The organism is Microbacterium gawkjiense, assembly GCF_031932225.1.
GTDB lineage: Bacteria > Actinomycetota > Actinomycetes > Actinomycetales > Microbacteriaceae > Microbacterium > Microbacterium gawkjiense.
Genome location: NZ_JAUZVV010000001.1, coordinates 1,015,109 through 1,030,376 on the forward strand (window position 1 = coordinate 1,015,109; position 15,268 = coordinate 1,030,376).

A 15,268-nucleotide genomic window follows, 5' to 3' on the forward strand; every position below is an offset into this window, starting at 1 on the left:
GTCGGAGTGCCGGGGCGGATGCGGTGGACTCAGATGTCCAGGAACCGCACGTCCTTGGCGTTGCGCTGGATGAACCCGCGCCGCGCCTCGACGTCTTCGCCCATCAGCACGGAGAAGATCTCATCGGCCGCGGCCGCGTCGTCGATGGTCACCTGACGCAGCGTGCGCGTCTCGGGGTCCATCGTCGTCTCCCACAGCTCCTTGGCGTTCATCTCGCCGAGACCCTTGTAGCGCTGCACGCCGTTGTCCTTCGGGATGCGGCGCCCCGCCGCTGCCCCTTCGCGCAGCAGCGCGTCGCGCTCGGCGTCGCTGTAGACGTACTCGTGCGGCGCGTTGGACCACTTGAGCCGGTACAGCGGCGGCTGCGCGAGGTAGACGTAGCCCGCCTCGACGAGCCCGCGCATGTAGCGGAACAGCAGGGTGAGCAGGAGGGTCGTGATGTGCTGGCCGTCGACGTCGGCATCCGCCATCAGGACGACCTTGTGGTACCGGGCCTTCTCGATGTCGAAGTCCGGCCCGATGCCGGCGCCGAACGCCTGGATCATCGCCTGGATCTCGGCGTTGCCCAGGGCACGGTCGAGCCGCGCCTTCTCGACGTTGAGGATCTTGCCGCGCAGCGACAGGATCGCCTGACGCTCGGGATCGCGGCCGGACACGGCCGAGCCGCCGGCCGAGTCGCCCTCGACGAGGAAGATCTCGCTGATCGACGGGTCCTTGCTCGTGCAGTCCTTGAGTTTCTCGGGCATGGATGCCGACTCGAAGACGCTCTTGCGACGCGCCGTCTCGCGCGCCTTGCGCGCCGCCATGCGCGCGGTCGCCGCTTCGATGGCCTTCGTGATGATGAGCTTCGCCTGCTGCGGGTTGCGGTCGAGCCAGTCCATGAGCTGGTCGCCGACGACCTTCTGCACGAAGGCCTTCGCCTCGGTGTTGCCGAGCTTGGTCTTCGTCTGGCCCTCGAACTGCGGTTCGGAGAGCTTCACCGATATGACGGCGGTCAGGCCCTCACGGATGTCCTCGCCGGCGAGGTTCTCGTCCTTGTCCTTGAGGAGGCCCTTCTCCTTGGCGTAGCGGTTGATGTACATCGTCATCGCCGCACGGAAACCCTCTTCGTGCGTGCCGCCCTCGTGCGTGTTGATCGTGTTCGCGAAGGTGAAGACGTTCTCGGTGTAGCCCGAGGTCCACTGCATCGCGAGCTCGAGCGAGATGTGACGGACCGTGTCCTCCGACTCGATCTCGATGATCTCCTCGTTGATGACCTCGGCCTTGCGGACCTTGTTGAGGTACTCGACGTAGTCGACGAGGCCGCGCTCGTACAGGAAGTCGTCGTGGCGCTGCGTGGTCTCGGAACCGCCCTCGGGCAGATCCACGACGTCGAGGGCCTCGGGTCGCTCGTCGGTCAGGGTGATGCGGAGACCCTTGTTGAGGAACGCCGTCTGCTGGAAGCGGGTGCGAAGCGTGTTGTAGTCGAAGTCGGTGGTCTCGAAGATCGCCGCGTCGGGCCAGAACGTGATGGTGGTGCCGGTCTTGTCGCTCTCCTCGCCCTTGGCGAGCGGGCCTTCGGGCTTGCCGCCGCCCGAGAACGTCTGACGCCAGATGTGTCCCTGACGAGCGATCTCGACCTCGAACCGCGTCGACAGCGCGTTCACGACGGACGATCCGACACCGTGCAGACCACCCGAGACCGCGTACCCGCCGCCGCCGAACTTGCCGCCCGCGTGGAGGACGGTCAGGACGACCTCCACCGTCGACTTGCTGGGGTCGGAGGAGTGCGGGTCGACCGGGATGCCGCGGCCGTTGTCGACGACGCGCAGGCCGCCGTCGGCCAGGATCGTGACGTGGATCGTGTCGCAGTAGCCGGCGAGGGCCTCGTCGACGGAGTTGTCGACGATCTCGTAGACCAGGTGGTGCAGACCGCGCTCACCGGTCGAACCGATGTACATGCCGGGGCGCTTGCGGACGGCCTCGAGGCCCTCGAGGACCTGGATCTCGTCCGCCCCGTACTCCGCGGGGATCCGGGGTGCGGCGGGCGGGTCGAGATCCTCGGGAGTGTTGTCTGGGGTATCTGACGTCATCGGTTTCGCGCGCTCCACATCCATCGTCTGGGCTTGATCCCAGTCTAGTGCCTCACGCCTTCGTCACGCGGCTGAACGCCGCTGTGGCGGCACGAAACCTTTCCGAAGCCTCCGGGACGTCGGTCAACCGTAGGTATCGCGTGGACCCCGCCCTGGAACGGCTCTGGGGCCCCATTTCCAGGAGGGGACGTCCGGCCCCACGAAACGCACGGACTCGACGCCGGCCTCCGGGAACCGCCGGATGAGCTCGGTGACGATCGTCGCGCGCATGAGGTGGAGGTTCTTCGCCCACGCCGTCGAATCGCACTGGACGGTGAGCACACCGTCGCTCAGGGCCACGGGATCCGCGTGACGCGCGGTCTCCTCGCCGGCGACCTCGGCCCACTGGAGCACGAGGTCCTCCTTCGCGAGCTGCGCGTCCCATCCCGACTGCCGGGTGAGGTCGGCCAGCAGGTCGCCGACGCCCTTGGGATCGCGACCCGGCGTGAACGGCTGATTCTCGTCGTCGTCGTTGCGCCGCTTGCGGCGGCGCTTCTTCGCGGCCGACGGCTCGAGTCCGCGCAGCCGGAGGTAGGTCGCGACCGTTTCGGGGATGCCGGCGGCGTCAGACATCGGCATCCGTCACGATCGTGCCCGCCTCGACACGGACGGTCCGGACCCGGAGCGACGCCGGGACGTCGCCCTCGACGGCCGCCGTGACGATGACCTGCTCGAAATCGGCGACAACGCCCGCCAGACGGGCGCGACGGTCGGCGTCGAGCTCGGCGAAGACGTCGTCGAGGATGACGATCGGGTCGCCGAGGCGCAACTGGTCGCGGAGCAGCTGCGCCGACGACAACCGCAGCGACAGCGCCGTCGACCAGGACTCGCCGTGCGAGGCGTACCCCTTCACGGGGAGTCCGCGCAGGCGCAGGAGGAGGTCGTCGCGGTGCGGTCCGACGAGGGTCACCCCGCGCTCGAGTTCCTGGGATCGCTTCGCCGCCAGTCCGGCGCGGAAGGATGCCGCGACCGCGTCGGCCCCGACGGCGGAACCGGTCTTCGCGACGGGTGCGGCGTCGTCCTCCGGGTCTGACCCCTCGACCGTGAGCACCCATTCGAGCTGCGGGTCGTGGTCGGCGCCGGCGATGGCCTCGTACGCGTCGCGCATCGGCTGCGCGAGATCCTCCGCCAGGCGCAGGCGGGCCAGGATGATCTCGGTGCCGAGCGAGATGAGTTTGTCGTCCCAGACGTCGAGCGTCGTGAGCTGCTCCGCCTTCAGTCCCCGAGCCCGCGCCGACTTCAGCAGCGCCGTGCGCTGCTTGAGCACGCGATCGTAGTCGCCGAGCACGCCCGACATGCGGGGCGCGCGCTGCACGAGGAGCTGATCGGCGAACCGGCGTCGCGCGGACGGGTCGCCGCGCACGATCTGCAGGTCCTCGGGGGCGAAGAGCACGACCTGCGCGTAGCGCGGCAGCTCCGAGGTGCGCACCGGCGACCCGTTGACGCGCGCCTTGTTCGAGCCGGACCGGTTCAGCTGCGCTTCGAGTTGGATGCGGCGGTCGCCGTACCCGAGCCGGGCGCGGACGAAGGCGGCATCCGCCCCGTACCGGACCATCGGCGCATCCTGCGACACCCGGTGCGAACCCAGCGTCGCGAAATAGCCGATCGCCTCGGCGAGATTGGTCTTGCCCTGGCCGTTGCGGCCGACGAACACGTTCGGACCGGCGGCCAGACTCACGTCGGCCGCCGCGTAGTTGCGGAAGTCGACGAGACTCAGGTGCTCCACGATCACCAGATCACCCTCCCTCGAGGCTCCGACACGCCTCGATGTGGACGGACGCCGGGGGTCAGCGCAGCAGGAGGTTCGGCTGCAGCAGGTACTTGAAGCTCTCGGGCGTGCCCGAGGTCTGCGGCGTGATGAGGACCGGGCTCAGCTTGTTGGCGTTCTCGCTCGAGGTGAACGTGATGCGCGTGAACTCGCTCTTCACGGCGCCGAGCGCCTCGAGCAGGTACTGCGGGTTGAGTCCGAGGGTCACCTCGTCGCCGGCGAGCGTCGCGTCGACCGACTCGGTGGCGCGGGCCTGCTCGGTGCCCGCGGCATCCATCGATACACCCTCGTCCGAGAACGTGAACCGCAGCGGCGCCGACCGGTCGAGCACGAGCGAGACGCGGCGGACGGCCTCGGCGAGCTCCGCCGTGTTGACGACCGCATAGTGCTCGGTCTGCGCGGGGAAGAGCCGCCGGACCGGGGGGAAGTTGCCCTTGATGAGCAGGGAGGTCACGGTCTTGTTGCCCGCCGTGAACGCGATGATCTCGCGGTCGCCCGAGCCGGAGAACGAGATCTGGATGTCGCCGGAGTGCGCGAAGGTCTTCCCGACCTCGGTCAGCGTGCGCGCGGGGACGAGCGCGGTCGTCGCCTCTTCGCGGGCGACGGCGCCGCTGTCGAAGTTGATCTCGCGCAGCGCGACGCGGTAGCGGTCGGTGGCGACGAGGCTGAGTTCGTTGCCGGTCACCTCGAGCTGCACACCCGTCAGGACCGGGGTGACGTCATCGCGGGAGGCCGCGAAGGCGACCTGCGCGATCGCGGTCGAGAAGTCGTCGCCCGGGACGAGGCCGGAGTCGCCCGAGACCTCGGGGATCGCGGGGTACTCGGCGACGGGCATCGCCGCGAGGGTGAACCGCGCCGAACCGCACGTCAGGAGGATCTCACCGTCGGCATCCTGCGTGATCTGGATCGGTGCGTTCGGCAGACGGCTCGCGATCTCGGACAGCAGTCGGCCGTGGACGAGGATCGTGCCCGGCTCGTCGACCGTCGCCTCGATGCGGGTACGGGCGGATGCCTCGTAGTCGAACGCGGCGAGCGACAGACCGTCGTCGCCGGCTTCGATGAGCACACCCGCGAGGATCGGCTGGGGGTTCCGCTGCGGGAGCAGTTTCACGACGAACGACACGGCTTCGCTGAATACATCGCGGTTGACGTGGAACTTCACTGATGCTCCCTTGACGGCGAGATGGGCCCTCTCATGCTAGTGCCCACGACAGGACGCTCCGGAAGCCGCTCTGCCGAGCTCGCCGCGACGAGCCCGCACCCCGTGGGTGTGATCGGATCGGGCTTCCATTAGATAGTTCTCTGTCTTCTTGTTAACAGCTGTGGAAACTGTGGATAAGTCGGTGGATCCCTGTCGTCGAGCCGGAACCACATCCGTGTAACTTGTGCACGGGCTGCGGAAAGTCGCGTGAGTCCGGCGACGAGGAATCGATGCGTGTCATCCGTTCATCCACAGGCTGTCGCCGTTCGTTCACATCCGACGGCCCGTGGCGCACAGTTATCCACAGGCTTTCCACACTGTGGGAAACGGCATTTTGGTGGTCCGGGCGCGCACGTGTCAAGTACGGCCGCACACCCGGGCGTGTGGGGCCGTCAGCGCGAGGAACGGCCGAGCTGCGAGGTGATCTCGGACACCTGGTTGTAGATCGAGCGACGCTCCTTCATGAGCTCGCTGATCTTCTTGTACGCGTACATCACCGTCGTGTGGTCGCGGTTGCCGAACAGCTGACCGATCTTCGGCAGCGACAGGCTCGTGCGCTCGCGGCACAGATACATGGCGATCTGCCGAGCCGTCGCGACGGACTGCGAACGGCTCGAGCCGTACAGGTCGTCGACCGTGAGGCGGAAGTACTGGGCCGTGGCCGAGATGATGTCGGTCGGCGAGATGACGTTCGCGTCGTCCTGGTCGACGATGTCGCGGAGCACCGTCTGCGCGAGCGAGATGTCGAGGTTCGAGCGGTTCAGGCTCGCGAACGCGGACACCCGGATGAGGGCGCCCTCGAGTTCGCGGATGTTGCTCGACACCTTGGTGGCGATGTACTCCAGCACGTCGTCGGGCACCTGCAGGCGCTCGGACTGCGCTTTCTTGCGCAGGATCGCGATACGCGTCTCGAGGTCGGGGGCCTGCACGTCCGTGATGAGACCCCACTCGAAGCGGCTCCGCATCCGGTCCTCGAACCCGGTGAGGTGACGCGGCGGCACGTCGCTCGTGATCACGACCTGCTTGTCGTGGTCGTGCAGCTGATTGAAGGTGTGGAAGAACGCCTCCTGCGTCTCGGCGCGACCCTGCAGGAACTGGATGTCGTCGATGAGGAGGATGTCGACGTCGCGGTACCGGGCCTGGAACGCCGACGCGCGGTTGTTCACGATCGAGTTGATGAAGTCGTTCGTGAACTCCTCACTCGAGACGTACCGGACCTTGATGCCGGTGTAGAGGTTGATCGCGTAGTCGCCGATCGCGTGCAGGAGGTGGGTCTTCCCCAGTCCCGAGTCCCCGTAGATGAACAGCGGGTTGTACGCCTTGGCCGGCGCCTCGGCGACGGCGACCGCCGCCGCGTGCGCGAACCGGTTGGACTGGCCGATGACGAAGTTGTCGAACGTGTACTTCGGGTTGAGGCGGGTGTCGTTGCGGGATGCCGGTGCCGCCTGCTCCCTGTAGTCCTCGGCGTTCGGCCGGGTCGGTGCCGACGGGGTCGGTGCGAGGGCCGACTGGACCGGGACCGGCGCGGTGAGGTGGGTGTCGCCGAGTTCGGGGTTCACGACCACGCGGAAGGTGCTCGCCGACGGCTCGGCGTCGACCTGCGCGAGGGCCTCCATGATGGGTCCGCGCAGGCGCTTGTTGAACTGGCCGGCGGTGAGGTCGTTCGGGACGTCGAGGTAGAGCGTCCCGCTCATCACCCCCTGGGCGACGGCGAGGTTCACGAAGCCGTGCAGCTGCGGCGTGACGCGGTCGTCGTTCGCCAGCACGTCGAGCACGGCGCTCCAGACGGGGACATCTGGAAGTTCGTGCTCGGACATGACCCTCCCGGGGTGTGGACAATGGTGTGCACGGTACTGTGCACAACCTGTGGATAAGTATCCGGATCACGCTAGTCATCGGCGCTCCGCAAGGCAAAACCCACTGTAGAACCGGCCCGCGTGTCGTCGCCAGCAGCGTTCAGGCGTCGGTGGATAATGGCCGGTCGGCGTCCCGGTTTGGGATCTCAGGAATCTCGACGTATCCTAGGTCGGTTGACTTGTGCCTCTCGGCGCGAGTCCCCCATGTACCTGTGTCCCCGGTCTCGAGCGTTCGGGTGACCCCGCCCATCCGGAGTGATCTTCATGAGCAAGCGCACGTTCCAGCCCAACAACCGCCGCCGCGCCAAGAAGCACGGCTTCCGCGCCCGTATGCGCACCCGCGCCGGCCGCGCCATCCTCTCGGCTCGCCGCTCCAAGGGGCGCACCGAGCTCTCGGCCTGACACCACGCGGTGCTGGCGCGCGGGAACCGCATCACCCGCGGGGCGGACTACCGTTCCGTCGTCCGCGGAGGTTCCCGCTGTCCGGCGGCACACACCGTGACCCACGTGGTCAGCACGTCTGAACAGCGCCCCCCACGCTTCGGCTTCATCGTGAGCAAGCAGGTGGGGGGCGCTGTCGTGCGCAACACGGTGCGTCGTCGGCTCAAGGCGATCTGCGCAGAGGCCCTCCCGGAGGTCCGGCCCGGGGCCGATGTGGTCATCCGCGCGTTGCCCGCTGCGGCATCCGTCGATTTCGCGACCCTGCGCACCGAGGTCATCCGCTGCCTCGAACGGAAGGCGGCCGCATGAGCTCGGCGCCTCTTCCCTCGTACACCCGCGGGACGGCGGTGATGGATGCCGCGACCCTGCCGGCGACGATCACGCTGCTCCCCCGCAACGCGGTGATCGCGCTGCTGCACGGCTACCGGGCGACCGTCTCCCAGCTGTACGGCGACGTGTGCAAGTACTATCCCTCGTGTTCGGCCTATGCGCTGGGCGCCGTGCAGCAGCACGGGGTCCTGAAGGGCTCGGCGCTCGCGGCGGCCCGTCTCGCGAGATGCCACCCGTGGGCCGCGGGCGGCATCGACGACGTCCCCGCTCACACGCACTTCCGGCACGACCTGACTTCGCACGGCTTCGTCGTGCCCCTCAGAAAGGATTGATCCGTGATGGATCTCTTCGCCTCGGCGACCCTCCCGCCGCTCCCGAACCCGACGACACCCGAACCCGGTGATCCTGACTTCTTCAGCATCATCCTGTGGCCGTTCAAGTTCGTCGTCGAGGCGATCCTCGTCTTCTGGCACTGGATCTTCACATCGATCGGACTGGCACCGGATGCCGGCCTGACCTGGGTTTTGTCCATCATCGGGCTCGTCATCGTCGTGCGCGCCGCGCTCATCCCGCTGTTCGTGCGGCAGATCAAGAGCCAGCGCAAGATGATGGAACTCGCGCCCGAGATGCGCAAGATCCAGGAGCGGTACAAGGGCAAGCGCGACCAGCTGTCGCGCGAGGCCATGAGTCGCGAGACCATGGCGATGTACAAGAAGCACGGTACGACGCCGCTGTCGAGCTGTCTGCCACTGCTGGTGCAGATGCCGATCCTCCTCGGCATGTTCTACACGCTCAGCGAGGTGAAGCGTCACGCGGAGTGGGGTGTGGGTGGCACCGGCCTGCTGAACGCGACCCTGACGCGCGAGTTCTACAACGCCGAGCTGTTCGGCGTCGCGCCGCTGCACGTCAACATGATCGACGCGATCAACACGAATCAGACGGCGACCGTCGTGATCCTGGTGATCCTCGTGATCCTCATGATCCTGTCGCAGTTCTTCACGCAGCTGCAGATCATCTCGAAGAACCTCTCCCCCGAGGCCAAGACCGGCCAGGCCTATCAGATGCAGCGGATCATGCTGTACGTCCTGCCGCTGGCCTTCATCTTCTCGGGTGTGTTCTTCCCGCTCGGCGTCGTCATGTACTGGTTCACCTCGAACATCTGGACCATGGTTCAGCAGTTCGTCGTCATCCGGAACCTCCCGACCCCCGGGTCGGAGGCGGCCAAGGCGCGCGAGGAGCGGCTCGCGAAGAAGGGTAAGGCTCTCGACGCGAGCGGCAAGGTCATCCCCCTCGCCAAGTACGAGGCCGAGCAGCAGCGCCTGTTCGAGGAGGCCGAGCGCGCGAAGGCGCAGGCCCCCAAGCGCCAGCAGCCGGTGAGCAAGCAGCGCGCGAAGAAGCAGGCTCAGAAAGGCAAGCAGGACGGCACGTCCTGACGAGGACCGAAGGATCGATCATGACGACCACTGACCAGACCCCCGGCGCTCGCGCTGTGCCGACCGTCGACGAGCTCGAGCAGGAAGGCGACATCGCCGCCGACTTCGTCGAGGGCATCCTCGACATCGCGGACATCGACGGCGACCTGACGCTCGACGTGCGCGCCGGCCGCGCGTACGTGTCCGTCGAGAACGAGCAGCCCGACGCACTCTCGCTCCTGTCCGACCCCGAGACGGTGCAGGCGCTGCAGGAGCTGACCCGCATCGCGGTGCAGACCAAGACCGGTCGGTTCTCGCGCCTCATCCTGGATGTGGGCGGATCCCGCGACGCGCGCCGCGCGCAGCTGCAGAAGCTCGTGGAGCGCGCGCTGGAGCGCCTCGACGACGGTGCCTCGCAGGCATCCCTGCCGCCGATGTCCAGCTACGAGCGCAAGCTCGTGCACGACATCGCGGCGGAGCATGGCCTGGTGTCGGAGTCCTACGGTGAGGGCGCCGATCGCCACACCGTTCTGCGCCGTGGCTGACGTTTCACGTGAAACACCCGAGCACGAACCGGATGCCGCGGTACCCGTCTTCGGCGATCGGATCGATCTCGCTCGTCGCTTCACCGACGCGCTGATCGCGCAGGGAGAGGAGCGCGGTCTCATCGGACCGCTCGAACTCCCCCGCATCTGGACCCGGCACATCCTCAACAGTGCGGTCGCCGCGCCGCTCTTCACGGCCGGGTCGCGCGTCGGTGACATCGGGTCCGGCGCCGGCCTGCCGGGACTCGTGCTCGCGATCGCACGTCCCGACGTCCGTTGGGTGCTCATCGAGCCGATGGAGCGTCGCATCGCGTGGCTGACGGAGCAGACCGACGAGCTCGGGCTCGACAACGTCGAGATCGTCCGCGCACGCGGCGAGGATTGGACCGAGGGTCCGGTGTTGGATGCGGTGACCGCCCGCGCCGTGAGCGCGTTCCGCACCCTCATCCCGATCACTGCGCCGTTGGTGCGGGACGGCGGTGAGCTGATCCTGCTCAAGGGTGCCAATGCGGCGAACGAGATCTCCGCCGCGGAGAAGGCGATCCGGAAGTTCCGGCTGTCGGATGTCCGGGTCGAACCCGTCGGCGACGGTGTCGTCGCGGAGCCGACGCGCGTCATCCGCGCCACCGTGCGCTGACAACGACGGCGATGTTTCACGTGGAACATCGAGTGGGCTGACGGTCGCCAGGGATGTGTGTTTCACGTGAAACGCGGGAAGCGGAAGAGCTCTGTTTCACGTGAAACGACGATCGGCGCCGGAGGCTGACGGAGGCCTCGACTACAGTGGGAACGTCCTCGACACGACAGGAGTAACAGGTGCCGGATTCGGAGAACACCACCTCTCCCGCACCCTTCTCTTTCGACGACAGTCCGATCGCCCGCGAATTGGCGGATCTGACGTCGCGCAGGAAGGTCCTCGCGGAGGTGAAGGTCGAGTTCGACGGCTCCACCCGCGTCTTCACGGTGTCGAACCAGAAGGGCGGCGTGGGGAAGACCACGACGACCGTCAACCTGGCGGCGGGGCTCGCCTCCGTCGGTGCGCGCGTGCTCGTCATCGATCTCGACCCGCAGGGGAACTCGTCGACGGCGCTCGGCATCCCGCACAGCGCCGACGTCGCGAGCATCTACGACGTCCTCATCGATGAGGAGCCGCTCGCGGACGTGATCCAGACGAGCCCGGAGTCGCCGAATCTGCTCTGTGCGCCGTCGACCATCCATCTCGCCGGCGCGGAGATCGAGCTCGTCTCCCAGGTCGCGCGGGAGCATCGTCTGCGGACGGCCCTGGAGACCTATCTGGCGGACAACCACGTCGATTTCGTGTTCATCGATTGCCCGCCGTCGCTCGGGCTCCTCACGATTAACGCTTTCACGGCTGCGACCGAGGTCCTCATCCCGATTCAGTGCGAGTATTACGCGCTCGAGGGGCTGAGCCAGCTGCTGGGGAGTGTCTCGATGATCCAGAAGCACCTGAACCCCGCCCTGCACCTGTCGACCATCCTGCTGACGATGTACGACGGGCGGACCCGACTCGCGCAGCAGGTCGCCGACGAGGTGCGCACGCACTTCCCCGACCGGGTGCTGACCACCGTCATCCCGCGGTCGGTCCGTGTCTCCGAGGCCCCGAGCTTCGGACAGACGGTCATCGCCTACGACGGACAGTCCGCGGGCGCCGTGGCCTACCGCGAGGCGGCGGTCGAGATCGCGCGGCGCGGTCTCGCACAGAACTCAGAAGAAGGAGCCCACTGATGGCCAAGCGAACCGGACTGGGCCGGGGCATCGGAGCCCTCATCCCGACGCAGGACTCGTCGGAGGCACGTCCCGTCGACGTGTTCTTCCCCGGAGCGTCGCTGCCCGCAGCCGACGCCGACGGATCGAACCAGGATGCCGCACCCGCGGAGACTCCGGCGGGGGAGGACGAGCTCGTCGCCGTTCCCGGAACGCGTCTGATCGAGGTCGACCCGAACGAGATCGTCCCCAACCCGCGCCAGCCGCGCACGAACTTCGACGCGGACGACCTCGCCGAGCTCGTGCACAGCGTCCGCGAGTTCGGTGTGCTGCAGCCGGTCGTCGTGCGGCGCAACGAGGACGGCGCGTACGAGCTCATCATGGGCGAGCGCCGCACGCGCGCTGCCCGCGAAGCCGGCCTGACCGCGATCCCGGCGGTCCTGCGGGAGACCGAGGACGAGCACCTGCTGCGAGACGCGCTGCTCGAGAACCTGCACCGTTCGCAGCTGAACCCGCTCGAAGAGGCGTCCGCCTACCAGCAGCTCCTCGAGGACTTCGGGATCACCCAGGAGGAGCTGGCGACGCGTATCGGGCGATCGCGTCCGCAGATCAGCAACACGATCCGGCTGCTCAAGCTCCCCGTGCCCGTGCAGCAGCGCGTCGCGGCCGGCGTGCTCAGCGCCGGCCACGCCCGCGCCATCCTCTCGGTCGACGACGCCGACCACATGCAGCGCCTGGCCGACAAGATCGTGAACGAGGATCTCTCGGTGCGCGCCGCGGAGGCAGCCGCCAAGACGATCGGCAATCGGGTGCGTCCGCTCCCCAAGGCCGGCACGCGCCGTGCGCACCTCGACGACGTCGCGGAGCGGCTGGGGGACCGGCTCAACACGAAGGTGAAGATCTCGCTGACGGCAAGGAAAGGCCAGATCAGCATCGATTTCGCGACGATCCAGGATCTCAACCGCATCCTCGGTGAGCTCGGCGAGACGGAGTTCGGCGGGTCCTGATCGGGGCCGGACGTCGGGAGGCGAGCGTAGGCTGGAGGGGTGAGCGATCGCCCCAACCTCCCCCGACGCGCGAGCCTCGAGGTACTGCGCGCGGAGGCGTCCGACGAGTTGTCGGTGCTGGTCGAGGAGCGACTGCGCGACGGTGAGGACCCCTGGGCCTTCATGGAGGATCTTCCCTCGGTCGACGAGCTGGTCGTGCTCACCCTGCGGGCGGAGACCATCGCGGCCGACGGCGGACAGCGTCCGACCCAGGCGCGGAACTACCGTGTGCTGCGGCAGATCGCCCTGGACTACCCCGCGCTGAGCGCGGCGGTTTGGCGCTTGCTCGGCAGCGAGCCGCACCGGACGTGGAACGTCTCGGTCCGAGCCTCCTGACCGTTCCACGTGAAACGTCGCCGATGGACGAACTGACGATCGCGACGATCGACATCGCCCCGTCTCAGACAGTCGTCACCATCGATGCGGTGCGCGCCGCGCTCCGACAACGGGGGATCCCCGCCGTCGTCGGCGACGAGGACGGCACCGTGGTCGCACGCGTGGCCCTCACGCCCGACGGCCAGCTGGTCATCGCGTCCGACGGCACGGTCACGAGCACCGCCCCGGAGCCGGTGCTGGACTCCATCGCGGCGGAATGGTCGGCCGACGTGCTGCTCGAATCCGACGGCCTCTTCCTCGTCGGGCGCGGGCGGGATGCCGCAGACCCGCCGCCGTCGACGCCACCGGTCCGAGAACTCCCGTTCCGGGTCTACGTGCTGCTGGGCGAGCGTGTGACCGGTCTCACCTCGCTCGCGCAGCAGCTCGAGGCATCCGTCACCGTCGCCGAGGTGGACGGAGCGGCCATCGTCGTGGCGCACGGGCACGTCCGGGACTCCTGGCCGCCGGCGCAGCGCCCCGTGGTCGCGCTCACCCGCACGCGGACGGGCCTCACGGTGGAGGTGTTCAGCGCCGCCGGACTCGCGGCGCTGCCGGAGATGGAGCGGATGCGGGGGCGCGGCATCCCGGATCTGACGCTGTCGTGGCCGGCAGGATGGGTGCCGGTGCTGCCGGAGGAGGGGTGGACGGGGGAGGTGCAGCGGATGCTGCGCACGGCAGCCATCGAGCGGATGTCGGAACTCGTCGACGACCGGCCCGTCCTCGACGAGCTGCGGGTGACACCCGCCGACCTTGAGCGACTTCGCAGCCGCGACAACGATGACGACCTCCCCGGTCACCTCACCCGGGCCCTGCGTCTGCCGGCGGTCGTCGAGGACCTCGTCCGGGGCCGTGCCGACGTCGCGGATCTGCCGGGTGCGCGTCGGAACGAACGCACCGATGAGGGTCGACGCGCGTGGGAACTCGCGTCCCGTCCGTCGTGGTGGTCGCGGCTGTTGCGGCGGAGCGGAAACGACGAAGGACCCGGCGACCGAGGTCGCGCGGGTCCTTCGTGACGTGGGGTGCTCAGCCGATGTAGTCGGCGAGGTCCTGCTCGAGGGCGAACTTCGGCTTCGCGCCGATGATCGTCTTCTCGACCTGGCCCTTGTGGAAGACCTTCATCGCCGGGATCGACGTGATCTGGTACTCCATGGCGAGCTGCGGGTTCTCGTCGACGTTGAGCTTCAGCACCGTGATCTTCTCGGGGTTCTCGGTCTGGATCTCGTCGAGGATGGGGCCGACCATGCGACAGGGTCCGCACCACGCCGCCCAGAAGTCCACCAGAACGGGGCCTTCGGCGTCGATGACGTCCTGCTGCCAGGTGCTCTCACTCGTGGCCTTGGCGGTCATATGTCTGTCTCCTTAGGAATCGACACGTGGGTGTCAGAGGGGAAAACGCAGCGGATGCCGCAATTGTTCCGCGCTCAGGCGGCGTCGGCCTCGGCGTCGGGGCGATCGTCGATGACGGCGGCGTCCTGCGCGGGGGCACCCGCGTCGCCGCGCGCGGCGAGGTAGTGCTCGAGGTCGAGGGCGGCGACCGTGCCGCTGCCGGCCGCGGTGACGGCCTGGCGGTAGGTCGGGTCGATGACGTCGCCGGCGGCGAAGACACCGGGGACGGAGGTCTTCGAGGTGCGGCCGTCGACCCACACGGTGCCGTGCTCGGTGATGTCGAGGACGTTGTGCACGAGGTGCGTACGGGGGTCGTAGCCGATCGCGACGAACACGCCGTCGAGGGCGAGGTCGCGCTCGGACCCGTCGACGGTGTCGCGCAGACGCACGCCGGTCACGGCATCCTCACCCAGGACGTCGATGACCTCGGCGTTCCAGACGAACTCGATCTTCTCGTTGGCCTTGGCGCGGTCCTGCATGATCTTCGAGGCGCGCAGCTCGTCGCGACGGTGGATCACGTAGACCTTCGAGGCGAACTTCGTGAGGAACGTCGCCTCCTCCATCGCGGAGTCGCCGCCGCCGACGACGGCGATGACCTTCTCGCGGAAGAAGAAGCCGTCGCACGTGGCGCAGTACGAGACGCCACGGCCTGACAGGCGGGTCTCGCCCTCGATGCCGATCTTGCGGGGCGCGGAACCGGTGGCGAACACGATCGCCTCGGCCTCGTGCGTCTCGCCGCGGCCGAGCGTGACGGTCTTGATGTCGCCCGAGACGTCGAGCGACACGACGTCGTCGTAGACGACCTCGGCGCCGAACTTCTCGGCCTGCTCCTGCATCTTGGTCATGAGGTCGGGGCCCATGATGCCCTCGGGGAACCCGGGGAAGTTCTCGACCTCGGTCGTGTTCATCAGCTCTCCGCCGGCCTCGACCGAGCTGGCGACGACGAGGGGCGACAGGTTCGCGCGCGCCGCGTAGATCGCCGCGGTGTAGCCCGCCGGACCCGAGCCGATGATGATGACCTTGCGCACGATGAATCCTCTCTTCGTCTGGGCGATGTTCGCGCCCGGACAGT

17 protein-coding genes are annotated in these 15,268 nt (G+C 68.0%); 10 read left to right on the plus strand and 7 right to left on the minus strand.

What is annotated here, in order from left to right; all coding sequences use genetic code 11:
• Positions 1-29: 29 nt before the first annotated feature.
• The 5 genes from gyrB to dnaA all read right to left on the minus strand — a co-directional run bounded on the left by gyrB (position 30) and on the right by dnaA (position 6,897).
• Positions 30-2,072, minus strand: coding sequence for a DNA topoisomerase (ATP-hydrolyzing) subunit B (gyrB, locus tag Q9S71_RS04915; RefSeq protein WP_064002919.1), 2,043 nt, complete (start codon positions 2,070-2,072; stop codon positions 30-32).
• Positions 2,073-2,195: 123 nt separating this feature from the next.
• Positions 2,196-2,690, minus strand: coding sequence for a DciA family protein (locus Q9S71_RS04920; RefSeq protein ID WP_374209373.1), 495 nt, complete (start codon positions 2,688-2,690; stop codon positions 2,196-2,198).
• Positions 2,677-3,843, minus strand: a complete 1,167-nt coding sequence (gene recF / locus Q9S71_RS04925; RefSeq protein ID WP_217528894.1) for a DNA replication/repair protein RecF — start codon at positions 3,841-3,843, stop codon at positions 2,677-2,679. Before recF ends, Q9S71_RS04920 begins: the two co-directional genes overlap by 14 nt.
• Before the next feature lie 55 nt (positions 3,844-3,898).
• Positions 3,899-5,041 (minus strand): DNA polymerase III subunit beta, encoded by a 1,143-nt coding sequence (gene dnaN, locus Q9S71_RS04930; protein ID WP_217528892.1) that lies wholly within the window; start codon positions 5,039-5,041, stop codon positions 3,899-3,901.
• A gap of 431 nt (positions 5,042-5,472) precedes the next feature.
• Positions 5,473-6,897 (minus strand): chromosomal replication initiator protein DnaA, encoded by a 1,425-nt coding sequence (dnaA, locus tag Q9S71_RS04935; RefSeq protein WP_311860904.1) that lies wholly within the window; start codon positions 6,895-6,897, stop codon positions 5,473-5,475.
• Between the two features lie 303 nt (positions 6,898-7,200).
• On the opposite strand from dnaA, the gene rpmH reads away from it, so the two are divergent.
• From rpmH to Q9S71_RS04985, 10 genes are all read left to right on the plus strand, one after another.
• Positions 7,201-7,338 carry a 50S ribosomal protein L34 gene (gene rpmH, locus Q9S71_RS04940; RefSeq protein WP_064002918.1) on the plus strand — a complete coding sequence of 46 codons (138 nt, stop codon included), beginning with the start codon at positions 7,201-7,203 and terminating at the stop codon, positions 7,336-7,338.
• Positions 7,339-7,347: 9 nt separating this feature from the next.
• The gene (gene rnpA, locus Q9S71_RS04945) at positions 7,348-7,686 is read left to right on the plus strand and encodes a ribonuclease P protein component (RefSeq protein ID WP_217528887.1); all 339 of its coding nucleotides are present in this window, start codon (positions 7,348-7,350) and stop codon (positions 7,684-7,686) included.
• Positions 7,683-8,039, plus strand: coding sequence for a membrane protein insertion efficiency factor YidD (gene yidD / locus Q9S71_RS04950; protein WP_082886155.1), 357 nt, complete (start codon positions 7,683-7,685; stop codon positions 8,037-8,039). Before rnpA ends, yidD begins: the two co-directional genes overlap by 4 nt.
• Before the next feature lie 6 nt (positions 8,040-8,045).
• Entirely contained in the window at positions 8,046-9,140 is a 1,095-nt protein-coding gene (yidC, locus tag Q9S71_RS04955; protein WP_253035472.1) for a membrane protein insertase YidC, read from the plus strand.
• 20 nt (positions 9,141-9,160) lie between these two features.
• Complete coding sequence (locus Q9S71_RS04960) at positions 9,161-9,664, plus strand: Jag family protein (RefSeq protein WP_064002805.1); 504 nt, start codon at positions 9,161-9,163, stop codon at positions 9,662-9,664.
• A complete protein-coding gene (gene rsmG / locus Q9S71_RS04965; protein ID WP_311860908.1) occupies positions 9,657-10,301 on the plus strand; it encodes a 16S rRNA (guanine(527)-N(7))-methyltransferase RsmG in 645 nt (214 codons plus the stop codon). Before Q9S71_RS04960 ends, rsmG begins: the two co-directional genes overlap by 8 nt.
• Positions 10,302-10,480: 179 nt before the next feature.
• A complete protein-coding gene (locus Q9S71_RS04970) occupies positions 10,481-11,410 on the plus strand; it encodes a ParA family protein (RefSeq protein WP_311860909.1) in 930 nt (309 codons plus the stop codon).
• Positions 11,410-12,396, plus strand: coding sequence for a ParB/RepB/Spo0J family partition protein (locus Q9S71_RS04975; protein ID WP_253035468.1), 987 nt, complete (start codon positions 11,410-11,412; stop codon positions 12,394-12,396). Before Q9S71_RS04970 ends, Q9S71_RS04975 begins: the two co-directional genes overlap by 1 nt.
• A 39-nt stretch (positions 12,397-12,435) precedes the next feature.
• Positions 12,436-12,771 (plus strand): tryptophan synthase subunit alpha, encoded by a 336-nt coding sequence (locus tag Q9S71_RS04980; protein ID WP_311860910.1) that lies wholly within the window; start codon positions 12,436-12,438, stop codon positions 12,769-12,771.
• Positions 12,772-12,794: 23 nt separating this feature from the next.
• Entirely contained in the window at positions 12,795-13,823 is a 1,029-nt protein-coding gene (locus Q9S71_RS04985; RefSeq protein WP_311860911.1) for a hypothetical protein, read from the plus strand.
• Positions 13,824-13,833: 10 nt separating this feature from the next.
• On the opposite strand, the gene trxA is transcribed toward Q9S71_RS04985, so the two are convergent.
• Together trxA and trxB are read right to left on the minus strand one after the other, a co-directional pair.
• Entirely contained in the window at positions 13,834-14,157 is a 324-nt protein-coding gene (trxA, locus tag Q9S71_RS04990) for a thioredoxin (RefSeq protein ID WP_064002800.1), read from the minus strand.
• Positions 14,158-14,231: 74 nt separating this feature from the next.
• Complete coding sequence (gene trxB / locus Q9S71_RS04995) at positions 14,232-15,224, minus strand: thioredoxin-disulfide reductase (RefSeq protein ID WP_311860912.1); 993 nt, start codon at positions 15,222-15,224, stop codon at positions 14,232-14,234.
• Between the last annotated feature and the right edge of the window lie 44 nt (positions 15,225-15,268).

Bases quoted from the DNA above. Each gene is read 5' to 3' on its own strand.
- Q9S71_RS04960 (WP_064002805.1), top strand. From the start codon at position 9,161: ATGACGACCACTGACCAGACCCCCGGCGCTCGCGCTGTGCCGACCGTC.
- yidD (WP_082886155.1), top strand. From the start codon at position 7,683: ATGAGCTCGGCGCCTCTTCCCTCGTACACCCGCGGGACGGCGGTGATG.
- dnaA (WP_311860904.1), bottom strand. From the start codon at position 6,897: ATGTCCGAGCACGAACTTCCAGATGTCCCCGTCTGGAGCGCCGTGCTC.
- Q9S71_RS04975 (WP_253035468.1), top strand. From the start codon at position 11,410: ATGGCCAAGCGAACCGGACTGGGCCGGGGCATCGGAGCCCTCATCCCG.
- yidC (WP_253035472.1), top strand. From the start codon at position 8,046: ATGGATCTCTTCGCCTCGGCGACCCTCCCGCCGCTCCCGAACCCGACG.
- trxA (WP_064002800.1), bottom strand. From the start codon at position 14,157: ATGACCGCCAAGGCCACGAGTGAGAGCACCTGGCAGCAGGACGTCATC.
- rpmH (WP_064002918.1), top strand. From the start codon at position 7,201: ATGAGCAAGCGCACGTTCCAGCCCAACAACCGCCGCCGCGCCAAGAAG.
- gyrB (WP_064002919.1), bottom strand. From the start codon at position 2,072: ATGACGTCAGATACCCCAGACAACACTCCCGAGGATCTCGACCCGCCC.
- Q9S71_RS04985 (WP_311860911.1), top strand. From the start codon at position 12,795: ATGGACGAACTGACGATCGCGACGATCGACATCGCCCCGTCTCAGACA.
- Q9S71_RS04920 (WP_374209373.1), bottom strand. From the start codon at position 2,690: ATGCCGATGTCTGACGCCGCCGGCATCCCCGAAACGGTCGCGACCTAC.